This is a genomic window from Actinopolyspora xinjiangensis (assembly GCF_900104475.1).
In the GTDB taxonomy this organism is placed as follows: domain Bacteria; phylum Actinomycetota; class Actinomycetes; order Mycobacteriales; family Pseudonocardiaceae; genus Actinopolyspora; species Actinopolyspora xinjiangensis.
The window spans coordinates 305,161-328,686 of the sequence record NZ_FNJR01000003.1 but is presented as its reverse complement, the minus strand read 5'-3'; the positions used below and the strand labels follow the sequence as shown (position 1 = coordinate 328,686).

The following is a 23,526-nucleotide window of genomic DNA, read 5'->3' as shown; positions in this document are numbered from 1 at the left end:
CCGACCGTGTGGCCCGTCCGGGACGAGGCTGTTCTTTCAGGTTCGGAGCGAACTCTGCTCCCGCCGCTCGCCGCGCAGGTTCGGCAGCTCGGGGGAGGCGGTGTCCAGCGGGACGGTGCCGGAGCGGACCATGCCCAGCTGCACCCCCTGCCGCTCGGTGGTGGCCTCCAGCAGCCAGTCGACGGCTACCCGCAGCCGGTTCTTCGGCATCGCCATGAGGTGGTATCCCCGGGTGACGGCTTTGGCGGCGAGGCCGGACAGCGGAACGTGCAGGGGGTTGGCCGCGGCCTCACGCGCCCCGAGGTCCACGACGAACCCCAGGTCGCGATGCCGGTAGCGGCTCAGCCGCTCACCCCGCAGCGAGGCCAGCACGTTGGCCCCGGCCAACTTTCCCTGGCGCGTGGCGTGCTGGGCGGTCATTGCCGTGAGCTGCCCAGGGTTGGTGCGGTCGGGAACCCCGGCGGCGTCGCCGCAGGCGAAGACGTGCGGATATCCGGGCACGGTCAGCGTCTCGTCGACCGCGAGCCTGCCCTCGGTGGTCCGCAGCCCGAGTGAGCGCACCAGCGGGTCGGGACGCACCCCCACGCACCAGATCAACGAACGTGTCGGCACCTGTTGCCCGTCGTCGAGGGTGACGCCGCTGTCGGTGGCTTCGCTGATCGAGGTTTCGGTCAGCAGCTCGACACCCCGCCTGCGAAGCACCTCGGTGGCCGTGCGCGACAACCGTCCGTCCAGCCCGGGAAGCACGCGAGGGGCCACATCGAGCAGCTTCCAGCGGATCGGCTGGTCGCGCAGCTCCGGGTGCCGCGCCGCCAGCATCCGGGTGAACTCGGGGCCCTGGGCGGCGATCTCGGTCCCGGTGTATCCAGCTCCGACCACCACGAACGTGCAGCGGGCGTCCCGCTCGGCCTGGTCGGAGGTCGCGGCGGCGAGCTCGATCTGCCTGGTGACGTGATCCCTGAAGTACAGCGCTTCGGGCACACCCCGGAAACCGTGCCCGTGCGTGGCGAGACCGGGGATCGGCAGGAGCTTGTTGACGCTGCCCGCGGCCAGAACCAAGTTGTCGAAGGTCACCGACCCGGTGTTGTCCTCCGGGTCGGTGTAGGTGAGGTGACGGGCATCCGGATCGATCGCGGTGACCTCGCCCAGCACCAGCCGGACGGCGGGCAGCGTGCCAGGCAGGGACACCGTGATCGCGCGCGGATCGAGGATCCCGGCGGCCACCTCGGGCAGCAGTGGCAGGTACAGGAAGTAGTCGGTGGGGTTGACGAGGACGATCTCGGTTTCCCCGGGGTGGGTGTTCCGGGTGAGTCGCTCGGCCGCGTGGTAACCGGCGAAACCGCCCCCGACGATCACTACTCGGTTTCGTCCCATCGCGTTCCCAACTGCTCGGTTCCGTCCGTTACCGCATACCCGCGGTGGGTCCCGATCAAACCGGAGGGCCGGGTCCGGCTTCGGAGAACTCGGGGCGGAAGACTCTGGTGTCGGTCGGTTCCCCGCCACACGATGGATGCGTCGTGATGGTTACCGGAGGTGAGCTCTCGGCCGGACGTGGCACCGAGCGCCGCGTGGTGGTGTGACCACGACGGCCCCGGCCCACCGAACGGTCGCGTGGCGGAAAGAGCAGGTGGGAGGCATGACGACCACAACACTGACCAGGGCTGAGGTGGAGGCCGACATCAGGGAGACCCTCGGCCTGGTTCCCAGCTTCTTCTCCCGTATCCCGGACGAGCTGTTGGCCCCGGAGTGGGAGCTGTTCAAGCGCCTGGAGCTCGACCAGACGTTGATCCCCAACAAGTACAAGGAGCTGATGGGGGTCGCGCTGCACGCTGAGACCAAGTGTGCCTACATTCGTGCTGACACAAAAATGTATTATCATCCCTGGATATAGAAGTCAAATCAGCAGGTGAGATGGAGTTTTAACAGCTTTGTCTTACCTGTTGGTTATCGCTTTTTACCTCTCGTGACCTCTCTTGTGCTGACTCGGTGCTGACCCCGTGAGGTTCAGAGACCTCCCAAACACCGGGGCTGAACCCGGTCTCAGACTGCAACCCCCGACAGGCACAACTCAGCCCCGGAACCAAGCCGCCGTCTCTGCTGCCGGTCGCTCGGTGGTTCGGAGATTGACAAGGAACCTTCCCCACAGCTACCGGGGTCCGTTGGACACGTTGGGCTGCGTTCCCCCCTGAACACGAGCAAGCCGTGAAACAGGCACAGCTCACCCGAGTCCAAGGGGAGGTGAGCAGTCGAAGGGAACGACTCCGGTACACCGTGTCTTGTATCGGGAGACTCACCCCGTGAGCCGGATTAAGGGCTCACCGATCCGGGGGTTACGCGCAGTGCCGGGATGATGGCCGGGCTACACGAGCATGAGCGCCAGGGCTTACCACTTACACGGCCGGGTTCGCCTAGATCGTGCGTTGCCTGACGCGCGAGCTTCACCCGCTCTAACCGGGAGCCTCACGGCTGTGAACCGTGGCCGGGACTTACACCCTGCCCGTGACCTGCCCGGAGCGACCACGGAGGGAAGCATATTCCGTGCTATGCTCAGCACCGTATTCTTGATAGTGGCATTGAGAGAATACAACGAACCCCCGGCCTTGATCGGCCGGGGGTTCTCTCGTTTCAGGGGGGGCGATCTTGTCCCTTACGCGGTTGTAGTTGGTCGTCTGTGGCTAACTCACGGATCTTTGAGAGCCGCTGTAAGCGATCAGCGGCCTACTACTGGGGCGAGGTGCCGCAGCATGTACGAGCCACACCAGCGGCTCTCTGTGTCCTTGGGGTCTACAGCTTCCTTTGCTGCCTTCCGCGCGAGCTTCCTCGGTTCCGGGTGCGACGGAAGGTCGTCGGCTACCCGTAGCGCTGTCTTCCAATCCACCTGAGTCAATCGGGAGATGTCCGAGGCGAGGCACAACCGCCGAACCTTCGGGTCCTCTTCGAGTACCTGAACGACCAGTTCCGCGTTCTCACGGCCAGGAAGCTTGGCCAGCACGCTGAGGGAGTTCGTCCGCAGCGTTGCCGTCTCACCTTCGGTCATCCACTGACGGAACTGCCGGATACCGTCCGGGTCCATCCGAGTTCCCACCGCCACATCCGTGGCGTGAGCCGTAGGGCGCTTGCTGAATACATCCGGACTACCCGAGCGAATCGAGTGGACGAGAGCGGAAAGGCGCTGTTCTCCCTTGATCCTGGTTAGTCCTGGGTGGGTGATCTCCTTACGCCACATACCGGCCCCTAACACGCGCTCGTAGGCGTCTACTACGTCCATCGTTGCCGTACGTGTCCCGGTCTCGACTTGCCCGAGGTAGGGCTTTGAGAAGTGCGTCAGCTCAGCCATCCGGGACAGCGATAGGCCAGCGTCCAGCCTAGCCGCTCGCATGAGCGTCCCTACGTCCTCGATTGCAGACACGTGCAGACACCTAACCGCTTCACCTAGTGATCAGTACTGGCGACGATAGCGGTAGGGCACTTCGCCGGGTAACCCCCCGAACTCGGTGGAGTGCCCGCCTATTCGGGGCAATGAGGGAGGGACACCAATGGAAACCACCGAACGACAGCACTACTGGCTACCGGTCCCGGATCGGACCGGGTTCGCCTGGACTCGCCATGCCTTCCGGGGCAAGCACTGGGACGGCCGGTCGGCCGACACTTCGGTGTGCGGTGTCCAGTGCGCGATGGCGAACCCCAGCGAGCTGGACTGGTTTCAGTCCCCTACCTGTTCGGACTGCATGGAGCTCCTGATCTCTGAGCAGTCGGGCGCCGGGAGCACCGAGGGGGAACAGTGACAGGCAGGCGCCACAAGTCGAACCGTGTGACCGGGTACGTCCCTGCCTTCTCTGGAGACCTGTACGAATCTCCGAGGGTTGTTCCCTCGGTATCGTACTCGGTTCTTGAACGGGTGCTCGATGGACTCAAACGACTCTAGACGTGTTCACCACGGCACGTGGACGGATCTAGCGGGCACGGTGCACTGCAAGTCCGAGCATTTCCGCACCACTCGGTGCGGTATGAAGATGGAATCTTCAAGCAGTTACCCGTTGAGTGCGTGCGAAGAGTGCACTCGCCTGGAGAACAGAGAGATCCTTCAAGAATAGAACGAGAAATCATCCCCCGGTTTCGACCGGGGGTTACTTCTAGCATAAAACGATCGTGCTATCCGGGTACACCCAATACAGGCGATAGTCGTTTGTCAGCCCGATGTTCCACCCTTGGACGTTCAATGGTGATCCAAAGTGGATCGGTTCGGGTTCAATCTCGTAGGCACGATACTTCAATTCGTTGATTTGCTCGCGAGCTCGGATCGCTCGCTCGTAATAGTTGGTTTCTGGTTTCTTTCGTTTCTTTGGTTTGGCTCCACTCGTCGCACACCTTTCAGATTTCCCCAACGAGTGTTAGCGCCTTTTTCAGGCCAGCTCCAGTGGTCAGTGCGTCACGTGGGATAATCAAGTGACCTATCATGAAAGGTGACCTGAGTGGCGCGTGGCAAGCCAATTCTATCCGAAGAGCGGGAAACCATTTCTCGTGGAATCGCGCGTGACATGTCGCATCGGTGCATCGCAGCCGAACTCGGACGACATCCGTCGGTCATCTCACGGGAAACAGCCCGCAATGGCGGCAACGCCAACTATAGCGCGGTGACAGCGCAACATCGTGCCGAGGAGCAGGTGGAACACCCCAAAGCGCGAAAACTGGAAACACGACCCGAGTTGTCTCTGGCGGTCAACGAGGGATTCGACAAGAAATGATCGCCGGAACAGATCAGCCGTTACCTTCCCACGCAGCATCCATACGATTCCTCGATGCGCGTCTCACACGAAACGATCTACCGGGCCTTGTTCCTGCAAGCACGAGGACAGCTGCGGACCGATCTGAAGCTGGCGCCGCGCAGCGGGCGCGCACGCCGCGTGAGCCCGTCGCGGACAGCGGAAACACGCGGCAAGATCCCCGGTATGACCATGATCAGCGACCGCCCCAAAGAAGCCGACGACCGGGCCGTACCCGGCTTCTGGGAAGGTGACCTGATCCCGGGGAAAACGAATCAATCCCAGATCGCCACACCGGTGGAACGCCACACACGCTATACGATGCTCCGTCCGCATTCCCTACGACCGACGCGCAGAACGGGTCGCCTACCTGCTGACCAAGAAGATGGAAAAACTTCCCTCATTCCTACGGAACAGCATCACCTGGGACCAGGCTAAGGAAATGCCCCGCCATGCGGACTTCACGATGCGGTCGAACATGCCCGCGTATTTCTGCGACCCCCGTTCGCCGTGGCAACGCGGCACCAACGAGAACACCAACCGACTGCTGCGTGAGTACTTCCCAAAAGGAACCGACCTATCCGATTACAGCCAACCCGAACTCGACGCGGTCGCCGACGAACTCAATGATCGGCCACGCGAGACTCTCGGATGGCGCAAACCCAATCAGGTCTTCAACGAACTCCTGCTCAACCCTACTGACGCACCCACCACCTGAGGACGCCCTGGTCATAGTACTTGTGTCTGAACTAGTGTGCCTATTGCACCCTGTTTCACACCGAGGCGGCGAAACTGTTCGGCGCCACCGACGAGGAGATCCAGGAGGCGGTGCACTACGCCAAGAGCAGCCTGGGATGGAGTGCCTATCTGAACGGCATTCGGCAGGACTACGACGGCTTCGCCGACGAACTCGCCCGCATCGGCGAGTATCTCGGATCCCGGGGCTGAACTCGTGCGTCTGGAACGGATCCGTCCGACAGTGCTGCGGATGGTGTTGCACGCGCACGAACTGGCCACCCTGATGACGGCGGTGCGCTATGTCGCGAAAACGAGGCCCGCCGAGGTGCCCGAGTCGGCGCGACAGGAGCTCCGGTCCCTGCTGCGGGACTACGACCAGCAGTTGCACCACCTCGACACTTCGGGGCAGCGGGATGACCCGAACCGCTCGCGGGCGGGGTGACGCGGTTCCCATGTGGCTCCGGTCTTTCGGTGCCGTGAGCCCGCTCGGCTCCGGTGCTTCGGCGAGTGGTGGTCTCCCGGTGGTGCGAACCGGAGTCACCGGTCACGGGACAGCCGCCAGTACTGTTTCCGATCCGTGTCCCGCACCACCACGCCCAACCGGGCGAGCTCGTCGCGCAGTTCTCGCGCTTCGCCACCGGAGTCGTTGTTGTGGCGCAGTGCTTTCGCACGCGCCTTGAGCAGCGCGTCCGCTCCTTCGGGGAGCCCCGGGGCATCCGGTACCCAGCGGCGGAATTCCTCGCGGTAGGGGTCCTCGTCGGTCCACCGGTATCCGTGGGCGCGGAAGGCGGCCGCCAGATCCTCGGTTCTGAAGTCGTACTTCTCCCGTGCCAGTTCGACCGCGTCGTCGTCCAGCAGCACGAGTTGCTTGCCGTCCCGGCAGGCGATGTCCACCCGCTCGGCGGGCCATTCGCGGCTCGTACCCCGTCGATTCAGCGCCACACGGTCAGCGGCTACGGTCACCGTGAGACTGTCGTGATAGGCGTACACCGCGAGGGCGATTCCGGCCAGGGCTCCGAGCACGACGAGACCGAGGGTCACCCAGGGCTCGGGCAGCGAGTCGACCAGTTCGGCCGGTCCCCGCATCGGTGCCCACGGCAACCCCACCAGCCAGTCGGCGAGCAGCCGCACACCCCATCCCAGTCCCGCGCCGAACACGGTGAACGCGACTCCGGCCGCCGGGTACGTCCACGGTGGTTCGGCCACCACGGTGGGCTCGGCGGACTGGTTCCGGGAAGGTTCGGGAGTGGATTCGTCGGTCACGGGGGAATCCTACTGAACGATTTCTCCGCTGTGGGGTCACGTGCCGTCAGCTACAGTGGAGCCGGCAGCGATGCCCGGGTGCCGCTGTCATGCTCTTCGAGAGGTTGGGGTGTCGCCGCGCTCAGCGCGGCTTTCGAGCCCCACGTGGCACCGAGTGTCGGGAAGTGCCGCGTGGGGCTCGTCATGGAACGGTCAGGCCGGTCGGCTGTCTCGGTGGATCAGCGGGGATGGCCGATGTCGGCGGCGGGCTCGCTCCGGCCGAAGTGGTTACCCGAGGCCCACATGTGCATCCACCGCTCGTTCTCCTGTCGGTAGGCGTTGCCCTGCTTGTTGACCTCGACGGGCTTCGAATCGTGGTAGAACCAGTTGTTGTCGATGTCGCAGCGGTTCTCCGGCACCCCGCGGATCGCGATGGCTTCCTGCGCACGGCTCTCGGGGAAGACGTCGGTGGTGAACCGGAAGGTGTTGTGGTGGATGTTGATGGTGCCACCCGCGACCTCGGTGTCGCTGCCGTCGTTCTGGGCGCGCCCGTGCATGTCGAAGGCGTGGCTGATCGGGTGCTCACCGACCAGGTTGTAGCGGGCCGTGTATCCGTTCGTGGCGTAGCCGTAACCGGCGATCGAGTGCCGGTTGTAGTCGAAGTAGTTCCACTCGATCACGGACTCGCCGTTGTAGAGGTTCACCCCGTAGCCGAAGTGTTCCATGGGGTTGTTGTGGATGCTGGAGTGATCGATCCGGGCCGAGACGGGGTAGCTACCGGCGCCGACCGAGATGGCCGCGTGGGTGAAACCGTACAGCTGACAGTTGTCCACCCGGCAATTGTCGCCGAGGAAGTGGATACCGCCGATGAGGTAGTTGTCGTAGGCCGTGTCGTCGTAGGGGTTGCCGTCGTAGCCTTCCGGGTCCCAGTAGTTCGCCAGCCGGGGTCCCTGGATCCGCAGTCCGGTGAACCGCACCCGGTCCCCGTAGGTCTTGAACATTGGTAGGGCCTTGTCCGCCACCGGGTTCCGGTCCCTGGTGGTGTAGATCAGCCCGCCGAGACTGCCGTTGTTGCCACGGCCGCCGGAGATGATGACACCGGTGCCGATCGAGAGCGTGTTCTCCGCGCCGGTCATGTCGATCGCGGCGTCGTCGGCGACGCGGATGATGTCGCCGTCACCGGCGTTTTCCACCGCGTTCTTGAAGCTGTCGAAATCGTTGACGTGGAACTCCGGGGTGTCGCCCGGGCTGGCGTGGTAGGTCTTGCCGCCGCCCTGCTTCAGATCCACCGGAGCGGGGTCGGGCATGGTGGTCACCGCGGCAGCGGTGGTGGCTGAGGTCCGCGTGGTCGCGGTGCGGGCCGAGGCGGTCGCCGTGCCCGCGGTCGCTCCCGCCACGGCGAGTCCGGCCACACCGGCGGTGCCCAGCCTCAGGAAGTTCCGACGGCCGAGCCCGCCGTCCGTTCTCCGTGCGGTATCGTTCGAATCACCCGAGTTCATGTTGATCTCCCGCTTCCTGGAGGGTGTTGTTCGGGACGATCGTGATCAATCCGGCGGGATCATCGATTACGGGTTCGACCCGTGTCAACATCCGTTGTCGAGAATGGGACATTTCCCGACACGCCGGGGCAGGCCGCCATTCCCGGAGGCGAGGCGGGCGAGACCGGAACGGGGATGGCAGAGGCGAGGCGGGGCTCGACCCGGTGTCAGCGTCCAGCGGTCTCGAACTCCTCCCGACGGGGCGAGGGCGGTTCCGGGTGCCGTTTGCTGATCTCGGCGCCCAGTTCGGCCAGCCGATCGGGCAGGTCGGCGGGGGGCGCCACGGCACCGGCGCTGGCCGCCTCCCGCAGCTGGCGAGCGGTCGATCGCATGCTCGACACGATCCGTTGGGTATGCTGCAGGCTGAACGCCTCGTCACCCCGCTCGATGTGGATGGCACGCTCCGTGGCGCCGTCGAGCAGCCGCTCCAGCACGATGATCGAGGTCCACCACTTCTCGGCGTTGTTCGCCGAGGTCGGCTCCACCAGGCGCTGTCGCAGCGCGGCGCGCAGTTCGGACAGCTCGCGGTAGCCGCGGCGGCGAGCCCCCGAGCGTCCCCGCTCGAATCCGCCCAGTGCCAGCGAGACGTACTCCGAAACCGTGTCCACCGCCGAGGCGAACCGGGGTGCCAGTGGGGTGTGCCGGTGCAGTGGGGACAGCAGCCCACCGACCACCAGCAGAATGGCGCACCCGATCAGTGAGTCGACCAGCCGCACGGCGGGCAGCGCCGGTGTCGGTTCCACCTGGGTCATCTTCAGCAGCACCAGGCAGGTCACCACGCCGGTGAACAGCCCGTAGTGCCGGCTCAGCGTGTCGGGCACCATCGCGGCCAGCAACACCATGAACGGCAGCAGCCACCAGCCGTGCGGGACGAACGTGAGCAGCGCGGTGGCGGCCACCACGCCGAGCACGCTGCCGATACCGCGCAGCACGCCCCGCGCGAAGACCGATCCCGAGTTCGGTTTCAGCACCAGTGCCACCGTGAGGGCCACCCAGTACGGATGTTCGAGCGGCAGCGCCAGTCCGACCAGCTCGGCCACCGCCAGGCACAGTGCCATCCGCGACGCCAGCAGCCAGCCGGTTCGCCCGACCGCCAGCCCCTCGCGCCAGGCCCGGAACCTGGCGCGGCGGTCCCGGTTGTTGTCCAGTTCGGTGGGATCGGTGAGTTTCGCCGTGCGCAGTGAGTCGGTCAGTCCGGCCAGGGCCTGTTCCAGAGCGCGCACCGCCGTGGAGGTCTCGTGTGCCGTGGGGTGGGAGGGCGGTGGGGTAGTGCCGGAGCGGACGCACCGTGCCAGGGTGCGCATCGTGGTCAGCGTGCGTTCGGGAGGTCTGCTTCCCGCGTGGGCCAGCGCGACCGAGGCCTCCACCATCGGCGTCGTCTGGGAGAGCACCACGTGCAGCCGGTCGTGGACGCGGCTGCGTGCGGTGGCTCCCGCCGTGACGGTGATCAGGACGTCGTGGGCCTCGTCCAACGCTTTCGTCAGGGCCTGCCGCGCGTCGGTGCGGGCTCGCGGGGTCTCGGCGGTGAGCATGCGCACGGTGGTGTCGAAGACCCGGGCCACGGCCTGGCGGGCGGGAGCGGTCCTGCGGAACGGCCAGGTGGCGGCGATCAGGCCGAACGCCATGAGCTCACCGGCCAGGAACCACCGGAGCTGCGCACCCGCCCCCATCGTCTCGGCGGGAGTGCCGGTGGCCACGATGCAGAAGGTGAGCATCTGGGTACCCGCGGCCGCCCAGAGATCCCCCATCCGGCTGGCCAGCACGGACAGTACCGACACCGTGACCACCACGCACGCCGCCGTCCAGGGGGCCGGAGCGAGGACACCCGCCCCGAAGCCGAACCCGCCCAGCACCACGGTCAGCCCCACGCGGCGCAGCCGGTACCGATAGGAGCTGGTCAGGTCCGAGAAGCTGATGCACAACGCACCGAGCGAGAGCAGGATCGTCTCGGCGACGCGCCCGCTCGCCAGGCCCACCGCCTGCGGCCCGGCTATTCCCAGAGCGGCCACCCCCACTCGGCTCCAGTCCACCGGTATCGGGGCGGGACGCAGCATTCTGCGCAGCCAGGACGGTACGACAATTCGCAGCAGGTAAGGCAGTCCGCCCCACCACGGTCGTTGTCGGGAAACCGCGCCGACGGAAGACACTCCACCTCCCGATGATCATGAGTGTGCCGCTCGGAGTACTGGCCTCTCGCGTCCTTCCCCGCCATTATCACCTGATTCGGCCCGCTGAAGTCCCGTTCACCACGCACATCACACCTTGTCGTGTGTCACTCCGGGATATTCGGTGAATATTCGGTGAAAAAGGCGTGTCGGATGTTTCGATGTGATTTTCGGCGCTTTTCCTTCGGGTAGCTGGTTTTCCCGGAATCTCGGAAAGCGCGAATCATTTCTCATGTTTCGGGAATCGTCGGGGTCGAGGGTGAAGCCCGTCGCGCCGCCACCGGCACACTGGGGCGATGACCCAGACGCCGCTGCTGCTGGCCCTCGACCTTACGGGGACGTTCGCGTTCGGACTCAACGGTGCGCTGACCGCGGTGCGGGCGGTGCGGTTGGACCTCGTCGGGGTGCTGACCCTGGGAGTGATTACCGCGCTGGGTGGTGGCATCGTGCGCGACGTCCTGATCGACTCGTTGCCGCCCGCGACCTTCGACGCGCTCGGTTATCTCGGGGTGGCCGCGGCCGGAGCGCTGCTCGCGTTCTTTCTGAGTCTGCCGTTGGAAAGGTTCACCGCGTTGATCACGGTTTTCGACGCGGTCGGGCTCAGCGTGTTCTGCGTGACGGGCGCCAGCAAAGCCCTGGAATTCGGACTGAACGGTGTGCAGGCCGTGCTGCTCGGAGTGATCACGGCCGTCGGGGGAGGAACGATGCGCGACGTCTTGATTCGGCGTGTTCCGACGGTACTGAGCAGTGATTTCTACGTAGTACCCGCGCTGGTGGGGGCGGCGGTGACCGTGGTGGCCGAGCGGGCGGGGATCTACGGCCCGGCCAGTGCACTGGTCGCCGCGGCGGTTTGCTTCGTCATCCGGATGCTGGGACTGCGGTTCAACCTCTACGTGCCGAGCACTCCGCGACGGACCAGTCGTCGTGGCGAAGGGGCCACCGAAGACGGGGGAGAGTGATCCGGTTCCGGACGGGGTTCGTCGTGGGCGTCCGCGTCCTTCGCCCGGATAACGAGCAGAGTCCTGCATAGCACTTCACAAGCTGTTTCGTGACCCCCTGGCCATATGATCTTCCCCATTCACGTGTCGACCACAAGAGGTTGACACAGCTTATCGATAACGGTTTTCATTTTCATATCGCTGTGTCGGCGGTATGCCGACACGGCTGATCACCCAGCGAGTCTCAGGTCGAGGAGAACCGAAGCTTGTTCACAGCATGGAGAAAATCTCGTGCTCGGAAGCCGTTGGCGCTGCTGCTGGCGGTGTCGGGGGTGCTGGCCGGTGCCTGCGGCACGGCGGGAGGCGGCAGCGGGGCCTCCGACAGGGGATCGGAGCGGCTACGGGCGTTCGTGAGCATTCCGCCGCAGCGCTACTTCGTGGAGCGAGTCGGCGGTGAGCACGTCAACACGTCGGTGCTGCTGCCGCCTGCAGCCTCGCCGGCCCTGTACGAACCCAAGCCATCCGAACTGCGCTCGCTGTCCGGGACGGACGTCTACTTCGCCGTCGACGTGCCCTTCGAACGTTCCGTGGCCGACCGGATCAGGTCGGCCGGGGGTGACGACATGCGATGGGTGCGCACCTGGCAGGACGTCGACCGTGGACACCTGGAGGGCGGCAAGCCGGATCCGCACATCTGGTTGTCCCCGCGCCGGGTCAAGACCCAGGCCGAGACGATCGCGGCAGCACTGAGCCGGATCGATCCCGAACACGAGCGCGACTACCGCGAGAACCTGCGACGGTTCGAGGAACGCGTCGACGCCCTCGACGCGGACATAACCAGCGAGCTCGAACCGGTAGCGGGCAAGACGTTCATGTCGTTCCACCCGGCGTGGCACTACTTCGCCGACGACTACGACCTGAAGATGCTCCCGATCGAGTCCGGCGGCAAGGAGCCCGGTGCGGCGCGGTTACGCGAGATCATCGAGCGGGCCGAGAACCGTGACATCCGGGCGGTGTTCGTCCAGCCGCGGTTCTCCGATGACGATGCCCGCACCATCGCCGAGCAGGTCGGAGCCACGGTGGAGCCGCTGGACCCGCTGGCGCGGGACTGGGAGAAGAACATGCGCCACGTCGCGACCGAACTGGCGGACTCGTTGCGGAGCGGTTTCTGATGGGACGGGCGAGCATCGCCGTGTCGCTGTCCGGGGTCCGGGCCGGCTACGGCGCCGCCCCCGTGCTGTCGGAGGTGGACCTGACCCTGGAGCGAGGGGAGTTCCTCGCCCTGATCGGTCCCAACGGGGGAGGGAAGTCCACACTGCTCGGACTGCTCGTCGGTCTGCTGCGGCCGATTCGGGGGACGGTCGAGATCCACGGTCAGCCGCCGCGACGAGCCCGGGGACGCATCGGCTACCTCCCCCAGGACGCCCGGCTCGATCCGGAGTTCCCCCTGACGGTGCGGGATCTCACGGCCATGGGGCGCCTCCGTGCCACCTGGCTGCCGCAGCGACTGCGCGCCGCCGACCGGCCGGCGGTCACCGGAGCCCTCGAACGGGTCGGTCTCGCGGAGCTCGCCGCGCGTCCGGTGTCAGCCCTGTCCACGGGGCAACGCCGACGCGTGCTGCTCGCCAGGGCACTGGCCGCCGAGCCGGACCTGCTCGTGCTGGACGAACCCGAAGCCGGTATCGACGCCGACTCGGCGCAGCACCTCCACCGGCTGCTGTCCTCGTTGACCGGCCGCACGACCATCGTCGTGGCCTCCCACGACATCGACGGCATCGCGTCCCGGGCGACGTGTGGCGTAACCGTGGACCACGGCGTGACTCCGTGGCCCGGCAGCGGACGGCTGGTCGGGGCGCCGGTTCACCACGACGACCCACCGGTCGGTCACGTCCCTCCGCCGGACGGCACCGCGGCTTCCGAGCGGGAGCACGCGCGTTCGACGAGGAGGCCGGTGTGATCGAGGTACTGCGGCTGGAGTTCATGCAGAACGCGGTCATCGCCGCCGTACTCGCCAGTGTGGTGCTCGGTGTCGTCGGCACCCTCGTGGTCGTCAACCGGGAGGTCCTGGCGGGCGGCGGCATCGCGCACGCCTCCTACGGCGGGGTGGGGCTCGGCTTCTTCCTCGGGATGGACCCCTCCGCGCTGGCGATGGTCTTCGGCGTGCTGGCGGCGGTGCTCATGGGGCTGCTGCGGCGTTTCGCGCGGCAGCGCAACGACACCCTGATCGGGATGCTGTGGGCCGTCGGCATGTCGCTGGGGGTGATCTTCGTCCACTTCACCCCGGGCTACACCGCCAACGCCCGTAGCTTCCTGTTCGGTTCGCTGCTGTCGATCCCACGCGGTGACCTCCCGCTGCTCGGTGCGGTCGCTGTGGTGCTCGTGGGGTTCGTCGCGCTGTACTACCGGCCACTGCTGGCCTACTCCGCCGACCGGGCGTTCGCGCGCAGTCGCAACCTGCCCGTGCTCGCGCTGGAGCTGGTGCTGCCCGCGGCCGTGGCTCTGGCCGTGGTGGTGCTCATCCAGCTCGTCGGCGTCGTGCTGCTCATCGCGTTGCTGACCGTTCCCGCCGCGACCGCGGGGTCGTTCACCCGCACGCTCGCGAGCATGATGACCGCCACCGTGGCGGTGGGCGTCGTGGTCACCCTGGGTGGTCTGGGAGTGTCCTACGCGTTCGACCTGCCGTCCGGGCCCGCGATCGTGCTCAGCGCCTGCGCGATCTTCACCGCTGTTCGGGGCGTTTTCCCGCTGTGGCGGGGACTTCGGAGGAGTTTCCGGGACGGACTGGCGTGATCCGGAGAGTACGATGGTTGAAAGGAGAAGGCCGTTGATCGTACCCGACGAAGGCGCCGAGTGATCTCGGCGCCTGATCGATTTCACCGCATGACCCCAGGCTGCGTGGCGTGAGCCCGCAGCGTCACTCGTCGGTGCTGGAAGTGAAGCCGACGTCGCTGGTAACCGGATCGCGTTCGATCCACCCCTTTCCTTCCGCCGCGATCCCTTCGAGGACGTGTCGGGTGTGCGTGAACCCCGCCGCGTCGAGATCGATTTCGGACAGTCGCTCGGAGGTGTCGTTGGGATTGGTGGTCGATGCCTCCTGGTCGGGTTCCTTGACGTTCACTTCCCTGGTAGGGCCATTGATCAGGGTTATCTTCAGGGTGTAACCGAGACCGCTGGACGGGATGATGTCGGTGGAGGAAATCGCATCGAATCGGAAGTTTCCACGTTGTGCCCTGCCGAACGATCCCTGCTCGAAATCCAGTGTCGTGTTTGTCTCGCGTACACCGTCTCGAGTGATCAGAAACAATCTGACATCGTATTTCGAGAAGCGCAGCGGGCCACCTCGGCGCTTTCGCTTGGCGTCCGAAGTGGGAGTTTGCAGGAAAGCGTGAGTTATGATGTCACGCCATGCCAACCTGTAATGACGCAGGGCGTCGTCGAGCATGATCACTTTGTCGCAGTGTAGCCAGTACTCCATCTCGGTTTCCGACGGGCACGTGGTCTCCAGCTTCCGCTTCCAGCGGAGGTACGCCTCGTGGCGTTCCTGGTGGAGACGGTCGCTTTCTCGCTGGTCCTCCTCGAACCGACGGCGTTCCACTGCGACGCGCAGCCAGCGCTTCACGGCGTCTCGCGTACTGGCCACGGCGACGAGCGCGGCGAGCACGGCGGGGAGGACACTTGTCGTCACGGTGGTGACGAGCACGATCAGCGTGGTGGGAACCAGGGCTGCCAGAGCCAGTGAGAACCGCACCTTCGTGGACGTGGCCACCCGATACCGCTCACGGTGTCGCAGCAGTGTTCCTGCTTGCCAGCGCTGCTTGACGTCGGAGGTCAGGTATCGGATCAACCAGTTCACGCGACCGACGCCGGTTCGGCTTTCCCGATAGAGTTCGACGATCTCGTCGCGGAGTGTGGCGCGAATCCCGGCGGTTTCGGCGAGCCACTTCTCGCGGTTCGTGTTCTCGGGGCAGTACTTGTGGAAATAGTGGGAGAAAGAACGATCGACCTGGTTGGCGAACCCGTCCGGATCGGATCCGGTGACCGATGTCGACCGGAAAAAATCACCCTCCTTGAGTCTCAAACGTGATGTCCGGTAGTGCCACTCGAATCCGTTCCTGCTTGCCACGTAGCCGAAAGCCAGCATGGCCAGGTAGGCGAGTACCGACAACACCGTCGCATGAGTCAGCACCAGCCATCCCAGGTAGCCGACAGCGGCCGTGCCGGTGCAGGAAGTGACTATCGCCCATCGGCGGTCGTGCGGCAGAAGGGGATCTTCGACGGGGTGCCTGACCCGTGCGTCCAGGGGGTCGGGTTGAAAGTAGGCCCACACTCGATTACTGCGGTCACCGCTGAATCGGCTCTCTCGGGCTTCATCGCTTGTTTCGGTCCACAGAACGTCTTTCAGTTCGCTGGTGATGAAGAGATCGAGATGCCGCATGATCTTTTCGTGCTGCTGCGACGGCAGATCTCTCAGTTTCTTGTCGGTGTGTCTCGTGCCGATCTCGGGGTTCTCGAAGTGTTCGAACAGTTCGCGTATCGCGTCCAGTGCACCGCTCCAGCTGTCGTCTGTGTGCTCGTGCGGTGATTTCGTGCTGAGTCTCATCTGTTCCCGGTCCTCGGCGGTGAGGTCCCGGTACGAGCGCTTGCTCAGGATCGCCAGCACGCGATGGAACCGTACTCTGGCGCCGTCGTGGCCCTTGGAGATGGCGTCGTCGATCAGATCGCGGGCCTTTCTGGGGACGCCTTCTTGCAGGAGTTTCTCGGCGGCTTCATATTTTTCTTCCGGGGAGTATTCGGCATAATCATTTATGGTTATGTTTGAATTTTTTATTTCGTCGGCTTGGGCTCCGACCTTGCCATTTTCCTTCACGATGTTCGTGGTGTGGTTCGTGTGTTCGCTCATGACAGTCCGTTCGCCGCGGTGATCAGGGTCGCGATCCGTGTCGCCAGGCTGGTGACGTCGCCGATGAGTCCGCTCACCTTCTTGAGGGCCAGCACCACCGTGCCCCTGTCTTCCCGCGGTTCGCTGTCCAGTGCCTTGCCCGCGATCTCGAGTTCGCTCTGAACCGCCTCGTAGGTCCCCTCGTCGATGTTGCCGATCGAACGTTCCTGCCTGAGGTGGTCGCGGAAAGCGGCCAGTTCTTCCGCGAGGTCGGTGGTACCGGACTCCTGCGGACCGGTGTTCATCCGAACGGTGCTGTTGGTCACGTGCGCGGCCTGGATGCCGACCTGGCTTCGGTAGGCGGAGTTGTGAACGACGGTGCCCCGCTGCGGCTCCGAGTGCTGGTTCATCTCGGCGTGCTCCTGTTCCGTGCTCAGTTCCTCGGCGAGCTTGCAGGCGAACGCCGCCGCGTTCGCAGCGGCTCGCGGTTGCCAGGTGCTGTCCTCGCTACTGGTCTTGGTCCCGTCGGCTCTGTCGCTGATGCCGCGCACGACCGCTACTCGCGAGCTGTTCAGGTGACCGGCTTGGGCCACACCGGCCGCTTCCATCTCGATGGCGAGTGCGTCGTTGTAGTGGTCGCGGATCCATCTCGCCTCACCGGAGATACTGGAGTTCTGCACCACTTCACCGGCGGCGATGGCGCCGAAGTGGACAGTCGGTTCCCTCGCGTCGGCTGACTTCTCGTCCCGCCATTCCTCGGTACGGGCGAGGTGAGCGGCGATCTGGACGATCTCGTGAGGTGCTTCCCAGACCCGGGGGCGTGCCTTGAGTCCGTCGTCCTCGCTGGTGCCGCCGTGATAGGCGTACACGTGTGTCGCCATCACGACATCACCCAGTGAAGTGGTGTCTCGCAGGGCTCCCGCGACTCCTACGAACAGGACCGCCGCTGGTGAGAACTGCTGAATCGCACGTTCCGCGAGTACCGCGGCGGGATGGTTCCCCTTGTCGGCCAAACCGAGAGCGATCCGGCAGTTCGTGCCGGACAGTGAACCCAGTTCGAAGCGGGTTCCCCGTTCGTGGCGGTACACACGCGGATCGTTCAACCTGCGGCGAACGGCGGTGTACTCACGATTGAGAGCGGTGAGTATCACCACCCGGTTCTCGGTCATCTCTCCTCCTCTTCCGGATTCGGCGGGTCGGGCCTTACCAGTGGTGGATGCAGCGTGGTTCGTGATCCGGCCCGGAACAGTCGGGCGGGGCGTCCCCGCGTGCTCCTGCGTTCGGTCCCGGCGGAGACGATGAAGCCGGGCACGGCCTGGACCTTGCGGTAGAAATTGCGGGGATCGAGCTCGACCCCCCAAACCGCTTCGTAGACCTGCTGTAGTTGCGAGATCGTGAACGTCCTGTCGCAGAACGCGGTGGCGAGTGGCGAATGCTCCAACTTGTTCCGCGCGCGCTCGACTCCGTCGGTGACGATCTCTTCGTGGTCGAAGGCCAGCCTTCGAGCTCCGGACAGGATTTCCTCGGCCGGTGCCCAGGACGCATCTGCCGCGTCGGTTCCCGCGATCGGTTCGGGAAGGGCGGGAGCGATCACCAGATATGCCACGGATACGACCCGTCCTCTCGGGTCGCGGTCGGGAGTCCCGTACGTGCCCAACTGCTCCAGGTGGAGTCTCGATGCGTCGAGGGCCGATTCTTCGCTCAACTCGCGAATAGCGGCGGCCCGGAGATCCTCACAGGAGTGTTGGAGAAACCCACCCGGTAAAGCCGGATCACCCTGGTGCGGCTCGATGCCGCGTTCCACGAGCAGTACGGACAGCCGTGAGTCCCGCAACGTCAGGATGACGAGATCAACCGCTAGCAGTACGGCCGGAGGTGACCACGATTCGTCACTCATGGTGGGAGATCGTACATTAATGTCAATATGACAGGAAGGGGGTTCACGGTAGGTCCACTTCGGGTGGTCCAGTGGCTCGTCGCCGAAGCGTCGGCGAGGCATGTCGGTGGAGATCTCACGGAGTCCGTGGTTTCAGCGGAAAGTTCCCGGAAAACGGGCTCGTTCCGCCTGAACTCTCCGCCCGCTCGGGTGCAAGCGGGTCCGGGCGGTGCGAGAGAAATCCCCAGTACCTCCGGGAGCGGAGCCGGAAACACGCAACTCGCCACGCCGAATCCGTTGAACGTCGTTCACTCCGTCCGCGCACCCTCGCCGGTGCCGAACCGGACGAGCCCGCCGGTGCCGAGCAGTACCACGGCGGCGAACAGCAGGGCGCTCGGCGCACCCAGTGAGCCGGAGACCACCGCCGCGCACGCGGGCAGCACCACCTGCCCGGCGCGGTTGGTCCACAGTCGCAGGGCGAGTCCGGATCCCCGGTTGGCCGTGCCCGCCGTGCGCACCACCGCGGTCATGGTCAGCGGTTGTCCGATGCCGAGGAGGAAACCGCCGACGGCGAGTGCGGCGGTCATCGTCACCAGTCCCAGGCCGGGGACGGTGACCAGCACGAGGCACGTCCCGGCGCCGAGACAGCTGGCCACGATCAGAGTGCGCCGCCGCCACCGCGCGGCCATGCGGCCCAGTCCCAGCCGGGAGAGGATCGAGGCCCCGGAGCGCGTCGCCAGCAGCGCGCCCGCCACGGCGGGGGCGATGCCCCGCTCCTCGGCGATCAGCGGCAGGTACGCGGTCAGCAGGTCGACCGCGCCGAGCAGCGCGAGGCTGGTGAACAGGCCGGTGGCCATGCCCGGTCGGCGCAGCAGGCTCAGCGCGCCCCGCTGGTCGCCGGACTCGGGGGTGGGCGTCGTGCCGGAGGGGTCTCGACGCAACAGCAGCACCGGCAGCAGACCGACCGCGGCCGTCACCGCACCGACGAGGAACGCCCTGGTCGTCGCACCTGCCAGCGCCTCCCCGGAAGCCTGGCCCAGCAGCAGGCCCGAGCCGAGCGGGCCGAGCATCTGCCCCACGGACACCGCGGCGGTGAACAGCCCGAAGTCGCGGTCCAGCGTCTCGTCGTCCGACACGGTGGTGACGAAGCGCTGGCCACCCATCATGAACACGATGTGGCCCAGGCCCAACACGGCCGAGCCGACGGTCACGCCCGACAAGGAGGTCGAACCGGCCAACCACAGCGGCGCCGCGACGAGCAGCACGGTCCCGGCCAGCAGCACCGGGACGGTACGGCCGTCGCGGTCGGTGTGGCGGCCGAGCGGCAGGGCCACCACGAGCGAGAGCAGCGCGTAGGCGGCCGTGATCAGCCCGACGGCCACCTCACCGCCGCCGAGGGAGAGCACGCGGTACGAGAGCAGTGGTCTGGCCAGGTTGAGGGTGGTCTGGGTACAGACGACGCACACCAGCACCAGTACCAACCTCGGCGATACGCCCTTCGACGGTGCGAGGCTCTTCGATCCGGCTCTGCTCAACACGCCGGTCCGAACTCGACGTCGAACGTGCCCGCGCTGATCCACCGCGTGAGCCACTCGACGATCGTCTCCCGGCTGCGGGACAGGTGCGCGGTGAGCGCTCTCGCGGCTTCCACCGCGTCCCCTGATTCCATCGCCTCGACCAGCTCGCGCGATCGGAGGCCGACCGCGTGCGTCTTTCCGGACGACATTCCTCTCCTCGTTCGGGGCACGGGGAAGTTTACAACCCGGTGTGCGCCCGAGCCGGGGCGCACGTGAGGGACGTTCGGATCAGCCGCGTCCCGTGCTCCGGGGCGCGCATGGCGTTGCTGAGGACGTGGGCCTCGTGCGGCAGCGTTCCCAACTCCGATTGGCGGACGGCGCGAAACCGCGTCTCGACACCGGTCAGGGGCAGAGCCCGGGCGGGTCGGCCGGAGCGGTCGAACACGACCGCGACGCCTCGTCAACGCCTGTCCCGGGACGTACGTCTCGGGGATTCCGAGGACGAGCGACCGATCCGGAGCCAGGATTCCGTTCGAGACCGCGGTTTCCGCGTCGGGCGTCGTCGGTTTCCCGGAGACGTCCGTGCGTATCGCTCGATTCGGTGACAGCGCCGCGCGGACGTGTTCTCACCGAGCGAGACTGGCGAGGTCGGAACAGGAGTGAGGGTGATCTCTCACCGCGACGGGCGTCCGCGGCGGTGAGTCAGGCCGGTTCGAGTCCGGGGATGATGCCACGGAGACGGACGCTGTGTCGCAGCCCGAGGATTCGCTTCGGCCACGGTCCCCGCTCTCCACCGCGTCGTGAGGTACCCGCACGCCGTCGAGTGGACGCTTCGAGGAGAGCAGGTGAACCGAGAACCGCACAGGATCTCACGCCGAACGTGGCGAACGCGCACGCGTATCGCGGAGCACCTGCGAAACAGGATCTGGATCGTTCCCGCCGTGTTCGCGGCGCTGGCCATAGCTGCCGGGATCGCGTTCCCGGTCGTCGACGGGAGCACCGGGCTGACGATCATCGCGTTCGATCCGGAGGCCGCCCGCAGCCTGCTCGGCTCGTTGGCGGGCGGGATGATCACTTTCACCGGCTTCGTCTTCTCGATCCTGCTGGTAGCGGTGCAGTTCGGTTCCAGCCAGTTCTCCCCGCGGATGCTGCTGTTGTTCCTGCGGGACCCGGTCACGCAGCTGGCGCTGGGCACCTTCATCGCCACCTTCCTGTATTCGCTGCTGGTGCTGAGCTCGGTCGGCCGTCCCGCGAATCCCGACTTCGTGCCCCACAACTCGATCTCGATCGCGCTGCTGTCGCTGCTGGCGAGCATGTTCATGTTCCTGCGGCTGATCACGAACACGACGTCGGGGCTGCGCGTGGCCTCGGTGCTGGGCGATATCGGCCGGGAAGCACGCAAGGTGATCGATCGCGTGTACCCGGAACCGGCGTTGTCCGGCGAGTTCGGTGAACGCGAACTCGCTCCGCTGCCGGAGGACTGCCGTGTGATCGCCCATCGTGGTGAGCCCGGCGTGGTCCGGAGCGTGGATCGGCGGGGTCTGGTCTCCCTGGCGACCGCCGCCGATACCGTCATCGAGCTGGTGCCAGCGATCGGTGATCTCGTCGTTGCCGGTGATCCGCTCTTTCGGATCGGGGGTGGCAGCGGTTCGCTCGACGAGGACGAACTCGTCTCCTCGGTCGTGGTCGGGGACGAACGGTCCGTGGATCAGGATCCCGCCTTCGCCTTCCGCCTGCTCGCGGACATCTCCGCCAAGGCGCTCTCACCAGGGGTCAACGACCCCACCACCGCGACGCAGGCACTCAACCAGATCGAGGTCCTGCTGCGGACCATCGCGCGTCGCCGCCTCACCCCCGACATCGTCCACGACGAGTCCGGGATCGTTCGGTTCCGGGCGCGAACACCCTCCTGGGAGGACTACTTGAGCTTGGCGCTCGACGAGACCCGCCAGTTCGGGGAGGGGGCGGTGCAGGTCTCCCGGCGCCTGTCGGCACTGCTGGAGCGCTTGCGGGAGACGGTTCCCGGTTACCGCCTGCCCGCCGTCGAGGCTCAGCTCCAGTTGGTGAGGTCGGGGGCCCGCAGGGCGTTCAGCGACGAGCCCGACCGTGAGGCTGCCGTCACCGCCGATCCGCAGGGGCTCGGTTCGAGGGAATCCGGCGGTTCGCCGGCCCCTCGGTAGTGCTTCCCGGGTAGGTCTTCGTCGAGCTCGACGCGCGTGTCGCGATGCTCTGCACCACCGGATCGTGGGGACGCGGGCGTGGACGCGCCGGTGTTTCCTTCGGTGCCCGGGAAAAACACCGATGCCCCCACCACTGTGGCGGCGGAGAGATCCATCGGTCCGCTCCGGGCGGGCGCGTGATGATCCGGTTCGAGCCGAGCGATGGGCAGGCAGCGCGCACCGACCCGCTCTCGACCGACCCCGTCGCGGTTGGCCGATAGGCGGTGAGCGGGAAGAGGGCAACGTGGCGAGGTTTCCCGTGTTCGGTGTCGGGGACCGACCGCGTGGGGCTGTCGCACCGCGACTCCACGCGGTCGGGTCAGGACGGACATCGCCACGAGCCGCGAGGGTCAGCACACGTCGCGGGAAGAGTTCACCAGCGTGTTGTCGGTGACGGTGATGTCGTCACCGCACGGGTTCTCCACGATCGCCGTGTCGGTGACGGTGAGGTTGTGCAGGGTCACGTTCCTGGTCACCGGGAATTCCGAGCGGGCGGCGAGCCGGATGGTGCCCGGCCCGGTGACCTGACCGCTCTCGGCGGCGATCTCCACGTTGTAGCAGTTCTCGATGAGGATCGCGTTGTTTCCGGTGTTGGCGATGTCGACGTTGTCGATCACCGCGCCGCCGCTCTCGGACACGCAGAACACGCCTCGACCGCCGCCGCGGGCGATCACCTCACCGACGTGGATGTTGGTCGGGTAGCCGCCGTCGACGCGTCCGTTCCGGTTGGCCATCCGAAACGCCGCGTACCCGGTTCCGGTGCCCGCGTTCTCGGCGTCGACCGTTCCGACCGTGGCGTTGGTGGTGTCGTTGAGCAGCAGCCCAGAGTAGGCGACGTCGCGAGCCACCACGGTGCCGACCGTCAGCCCGTCCACGCCGTAGGTCTCCACGCCGTGGTTGTCGGTGCCGGAGACGTAGACGTCGTCGATCCGCACGTTGGTGGTGAGTTCGCCGCGGTCGCCGTGGTTGTCGATGCGGATGCCGAGACCGCCGGACAGCCGCAGATCGATCTGCCCGAGGTGGATGTCGTCGCCGTTGCGGAAGAAGACGCCGAAGTAGGGCGCTCCGGTGACGCTGAGGTGGCGCACCTCGACGTGGTCGGCGTCGCGGCCGCGCACCACGGCGTTGTTGGCGGAGACACCGCCGGTCACGTCGATCGTGCCGCAGGATTCCAGGACGGTGTAGCTGGGCAGGTCGATGGAGCTGCTCGCGCTCATGGTCCCCGAGTTCCACAGGACCACTCGTTCCTTGCTCCGCCTGCCCGCCGTCAGGCTGTCCACGGCGGCCTGCGTCGCGGTTCGCATGTCGCCTCCGCTGTAGACCGTGGTGGAGCCGTTCCGCGCGATCCAGGTGCCGCCGTCCGAGTACACCTCGGCGTCGTAGGAGCCGCTGCCGCACGTCTGCCGCGTCGATGCCGTGCCGGTCGTCCCGGCCGGGGCGGGGGTGGTGGTTTCGCTCGCCGCGCTCGCTTCGCGGTCGGCGTGTGCCGGCGCCGCGAGAGTCAGCGTCGCCAGCAGGGCCATTGCCAGCACCTTCGGGACGCGATCGCGCTCGCCGGATCGTGAGTTGCCGATTCTCATTGTTCGTTCCCGTGATTGTCGGAAGTTTCACCGCGCTGTGCCGGAGACGATTCCCCGGGGCTTCCATTCGG

The 23,526-nt window shown here is 66.1% G+C and carries 21 protein-coding genes and 3 pseudogenes; 12 read left to right on the top strand and 12 right to left on the bottom strand.

Annotated features, from left to right (window positions below):
• Window positions 1-36: 36 nt before the first annotated feature.
• Window positions 37-1,374, bottom strand: a complete 1,338-nt coding sequence (locus tag BLQ75_RS06415) for an NAD(P)/FAD-dependent oxidoreductase (protein ID WP_092599224.1) — start codon at window positions 1,372-1,374, stop codon at window positions 37-39.
• A gap of 262 nt (window positions 1,375-1,636) precedes the next feature.
• Here BLQ75_RS06415 and BLQ75_RS06410 point away from each other — a divergent pair, with 262 nt between their 5' ends.
• On the top strand, window positions 1,637-1,891 hold the full coding sequence (locus BLQ75_RS06410; RefSeq protein ID WP_139182928.1) for a hypothetical protein: 255 nt from the start codon (window positions 1,637-1,639) through the stop codon (window positions 1,889-1,891).
• Between the two features lie 1,341 nt (window positions 1,892-3,232).
• Here BLQ75_RS06410 and BLQ75_RS24680 read toward each other — a convergent pair.
• A pseudogene (locus tag BLQ75_RS24680) lies at window positions 3,233-3,379 on the bottom strand (helix-turn-helix domain-containing protein); the annotation flags it as partial.
• A gap of 157 nt (window positions 3,380-3,536) precedes the next feature.
• Between BLQ75_RS24680 and BLQ75_RS06400 the strand changes: the two are divergent.
• The 6 genes and pseudogenes from BLQ75_RS06400 (at window position 3,537) to BLQ75_RS06385 (ending at window position 5,943) form a co-directional block, all read left to right on the top strand.
• A complete protein-coding gene (locus BLQ75_RS06400) occupies window positions 3,537-3,785 on the top strand; it encodes a hypothetical protein (protein WP_092599217.1) in 249 nt (82 codons plus the stop codon).
• A gap of 687 nt (window positions 3,786-4,472) precedes the next feature.
• Complete coding sequence (locus BLQ75_RS23790) at window positions 4,473-4,745, top strand: helix-turn-helix domain-containing protein (protein ID WP_211481198.1); 273 nt, start codon at window positions 4,473-4,475, stop codon at window positions 4,743-4,745.
• Window positions 4,746-4,799: 54 nt separating this feature from the next.
• Window positions 4,800-5,201: a transposase gene (locus tag BLQ75_RS24450; RefSeq protein WP_425286436.1), complete on the top strand. Its 402-nt coding sequence runs from the start codon at window positions 4,800-4,802 to the stop codon at window positions 5,199-5,201.
• On the top strand, window positions 5,149-5,481 hold the full coding sequence (locus BLQ75_RS24445; protein ID WP_211481214.1) for an IS30 family transposase: 333 nt from the start codon (window positions 5,149-5,151) through the stop codon (window positions 5,479-5,481). Before BLQ75_RS24450 ends, BLQ75_RS24445 begins: the two co-directional genes overlap by 53 nt.
• A 50-nt stretch (window positions 5,482-5,531) precedes the next feature.
• Window positions 5,532-5,582, top strand: a pseudogene (locus BLQ75_RS24675) (carboxymuconolactone decarboxylase family protein); the annotation flags it as partial.
• 133 nt (window positions 5,583-5,715) lie between these two features.
• Complete coding sequence (locus tag BLQ75_RS06385) at window positions 5,716-5,943, top strand: hypothetical protein (protein ID WP_092599214.1); 228 nt, start codon at window positions 5,716-5,718, stop codon at window positions 5,941-5,943.
• Window positions 5,944-6,038: 95 nt separating this feature from the next.
• Here BLQ75_RS06385 and BLQ75_RS06380 read toward each other — a convergent pair whose 3' ends face one another.
• From BLQ75_RS06380 to BLQ75_RS06370, 3 genes are all read right to left on the bottom strand, one after another.
• Entirely contained in the window at window positions 6,039-6,764 is a 726-nt protein-coding gene (locus BLQ75_RS06380; protein WP_092599211.1) for a YqeB family protein, read from the bottom strand.
• A gap of 218 nt (window positions 6,765-6,982) precedes the next feature.
• Window positions 6,983-8,242 carry a hypothetical protein gene (locus BLQ75_RS06375; RefSeq protein ID WP_092599208.1) on the bottom strand — a complete coding sequence of 420 codons (1,260 nt, stop codon included), beginning with the start codon at window positions 8,240-8,242 and terminating at the stop codon, window positions 6,983-6,985.
• A gap of 206 nt (window positions 8,243-8,448) precedes the next feature.
• On the bottom strand, window positions 8,449-10,428 hold the full coding sequence (locus BLQ75_RS06370; RefSeq protein ID WP_244515280.1) for an FUSC family protein: 1,980 nt from the start codon (window positions 10,426-10,428) through the stop codon (window positions 8,449-8,451).
• Window positions 10,429-10,742: 314 nt separating this feature from the next.
• On the opposite strand from BLQ75_RS06370, the gene BLQ75_RS06365 reads away from it, so the two are divergent.
• The 4 genes from BLQ75_RS06365 to BLQ75_RS06350 all read left to right on the top strand — a co-directional run bounded on the left by BLQ75_RS06365 (window position 10,743) and on the right by BLQ75_RS06350 (window position 14,174).
• Window positions 10,743-11,405, top strand: coding sequence for a trimeric intracellular cation channel family protein (locus BLQ75_RS06365; protein ID WP_092599202.1), 663 nt, complete (start codon window positions 10,743-10,745; stop codon window positions 11,403-11,405).
• A gap of 245 nt (window positions 11,406-11,650) precedes the next feature.
• Window positions 11,651-12,556, top strand: a complete 906-nt coding sequence (locus BLQ75_RS06360) for a metal ABC transporter solute-binding protein, Zn/Mn family (RefSeq protein ID WP_092599199.1) — start codon at window positions 11,651-11,653, stop codon at window positions 12,554-12,556.
• Window positions 12,556-13,341: a metal ABC transporter ATP-binding protein gene (locus BLQ75_RS06355; protein ID WP_092599196.1), complete on the top strand. Its 786-nt coding sequence runs from the start codon at window positions 12,556-12,558 to the stop codon at window positions 13,339-13,341. Before BLQ75_RS06360 ends, BLQ75_RS06355 begins: the two co-directional genes overlap by 1 nt.
• Window positions 13,338-14,174 (top strand): metal ABC transporter permease, encoded by an 837-nt coding sequence (locus BLQ75_RS06350; protein WP_092599193.1) that lies wholly within the window; start codon window positions 13,338-13,340, stop codon window positions 14,172-14,174. The genes BLQ75_RS06355 and BLQ75_RS06350 overlap by 4 nt, the downstream gene beginning before the upstream one ends.
• A gap of 124 nt (window positions 14,175-14,298) precedes the next feature.
• Here BLQ75_RS06350 and BLQ75_RS06345 read toward each other — a convergent pair whose 3' ends face one another.
• The 6 genes and pseudogenes from BLQ75_RS06345 to BLQ75_RS24670 form a co-directional block, all read right to left on the bottom strand.
• On the bottom strand, window positions 14,299-16,284 hold the full coding sequence (locus tag BLQ75_RS06345; RefSeq protein WP_139182927.1) for a hypothetical protein: 1,986 nt from the start codon (window positions 16,282-16,284) through the stop codon (window positions 14,299-14,301).
• Window positions 16,281-17,432 carry a 5'-methylthioadenosine/S-adenosylhomocysteine nucleosidase family protein gene (locus tag BLQ75_RS06340; RefSeq protein ID WP_092599187.1) on the bottom strand — a complete coding sequence of 384 codons (1,152 nt, stop codon included), beginning with the start codon at window positions 17,430-17,432 and terminating at the stop codon, window positions 16,281-16,283. The genes BLQ75_RS06345 and BLQ75_RS06340 overlap by 4 nt, the downstream gene beginning before the upstream one ends.
• Window positions 17,429-18,160: an NUDIX hydrolase gene (locus BLQ75_RS06335; RefSeq protein ID WP_092599184.1), complete on the bottom strand. Its 732-nt coding sequence runs from the start codon at window positions 18,158-18,160 to the stop codon at window positions 17,429-17,431. Before BLQ75_RS06335 ends, BLQ75_RS06340 begins: the two co-directional genes overlap by 4 nt.
• Window positions 18,161-18,447: 287 nt before the next feature.
• A complete protein-coding gene (locus BLQ75_RS06330) occupies window positions 18,448-19,674 on the bottom strand; it encodes an MFS transporter (RefSeq protein WP_211481197.1) in 1,227 nt (408 codons plus the stop codon).
• Window positions 19,671-19,865, bottom strand: a complete 195-nt coding sequence (locus tag BLQ75_RS06325) for a hypothetical protein (RefSeq protein WP_092599178.1) — start codon at window positions 19,863-19,865, stop codon at window positions 19,671-19,673. Before BLQ75_RS06325 ends, BLQ75_RS06330 begins: the two co-directional genes overlap by 4 nt.
• A gap of 104 nt (window positions 19,866-19,969) precedes the next feature.
• Window positions 19,970-20,107 (bottom strand): annotated as a pseudogene (locus BLQ75_RS24670) (IclR family transcriptional regulator); the annotation flags it as partial.
• 394 nt (window positions 20,108-20,501) lie between these two features.
• Between BLQ75_RS24670 and BLQ75_RS06315 the strand changes: the two are divergent.
• A complete protein-coding gene (locus BLQ75_RS06315) occupies window positions 20,502-21,836 on the top strand; it encodes a DUF2254 domain-containing protein (protein WP_170837357.1) in 1,335 nt (444 codons plus the stop codon).
• 389 nt (window positions 21,837-22,225) lie between these two features.
• On the opposite strand, the gene BLQ75_RS06310 is transcribed toward BLQ75_RS06315, so the two are convergent.
• Entirely contained in the window at window positions 22,226-23,398 is a 1,173-nt protein-coding gene (locus BLQ75_RS06310) for a right-handed parallel beta-helix repeat-containing protein (protein ID WP_244515279.1), read from the bottom strand.
• Window positions 23,399-23,526 lie beyond the last annotated feature (128 nt).

What these genes read in the sequence shown, in the direction of transcription:
- BLQ75_RS06415 (WP_092599224.1), bottom strand. Translation starts at nt 1,374, where the DNA reads ATGGGACGAAACCGAGTAGTGATCGTCGGGGGCGGTTTCGCCGGTTAC.
- BLQ75_RS06410 (WP_139182928.1), top strand. Translation starts at nt 1,637, where the DNA reads ATGACGACCACAACACTGACCAGGGCTGAGGTGGAGGCCGACATCAGG.
- BLQ75_RS06400 (WP_092599217.1), top strand. Translation starts at nt 3,537, where the DNA reads ATGGAAACCACCGAACGACAGCACTACTGGCTACCGGTCCCGGATCGG.
- BLQ75_RS24450 (WP_425286436.1), top strand. Translation starts at nt 4,800, where the DNA reads ATGCGCGTCTCACACGAAACGATCTACCGGGCCTTGTTCCTGCAAGCA.
- BLQ75_RS24445 (WP_211481214.1), top strand. Translation starts at nt 5,149, where the DNA reads ATGGAAAAACTTCCCTCATTCCTACGGAACAGCATCACCTGGGACCAG.
- BLQ75_RS06375 (WP_092599208.1), bottom strand. Translation starts at nt 8,242, where the DNA reads ATGAACTCGGGTGATTCGAACGATACCGCACGGAGAACGGACGGCGGG.
- BLQ75_RS06365 (WP_092599202.1), top strand. Translation starts at nt 10,743, where the DNA reads ATGACCCAGACGCCGCTGCTGCTGGCCCTCGACCTTACGGGGACGTTC.
- BLQ75_RS06355 (WP_092599196.1), top strand. Translation starts at nt 12,556, where the DNA reads ATGGGACGGGCGAGCATCGCCGTGTCGCTGTCCGGGGTCCGGGCCGGC.
- BLQ75_RS06345 (WP_139182927.1), bottom strand. Translation starts at nt 16,284, where the DNA reads ATGAGCGAACACACGAACCACACCACGAACATCGTGAAGGAAAATGGC.
- BLQ75_RS06340 (WP_092599187.1), bottom strand. Translation starts at nt 17,432, where the DNA reads ATGACCGAGAACCGGGTGGTGATACTCACCGCTCTCAATCGTGAGTAC.
- BLQ75_RS06335 (WP_092599184.1), bottom strand. Translation starts at nt 18,160, where the DNA reads ATGAGTGACGAATCGTGGTCACCTCCGGCCGTACTGCTAGCGGTTGAT.
- BLQ75_RS06325 (WP_092599178.1), bottom strand. Translation starts at nt 19,865, where the DNA reads ATGTCGTCCGGAAAGACGCACGCGGTCGGCCTCCGATCGCGCGAGCTG.
- BLQ75_RS06310 (WP_244515279.1), bottom strand. Translation starts at nt 23,398, where the DNA reads ATGGCCCTGCTGGCGACGCTGACTCTCGCGGCGCCGGCACACGCCGAC.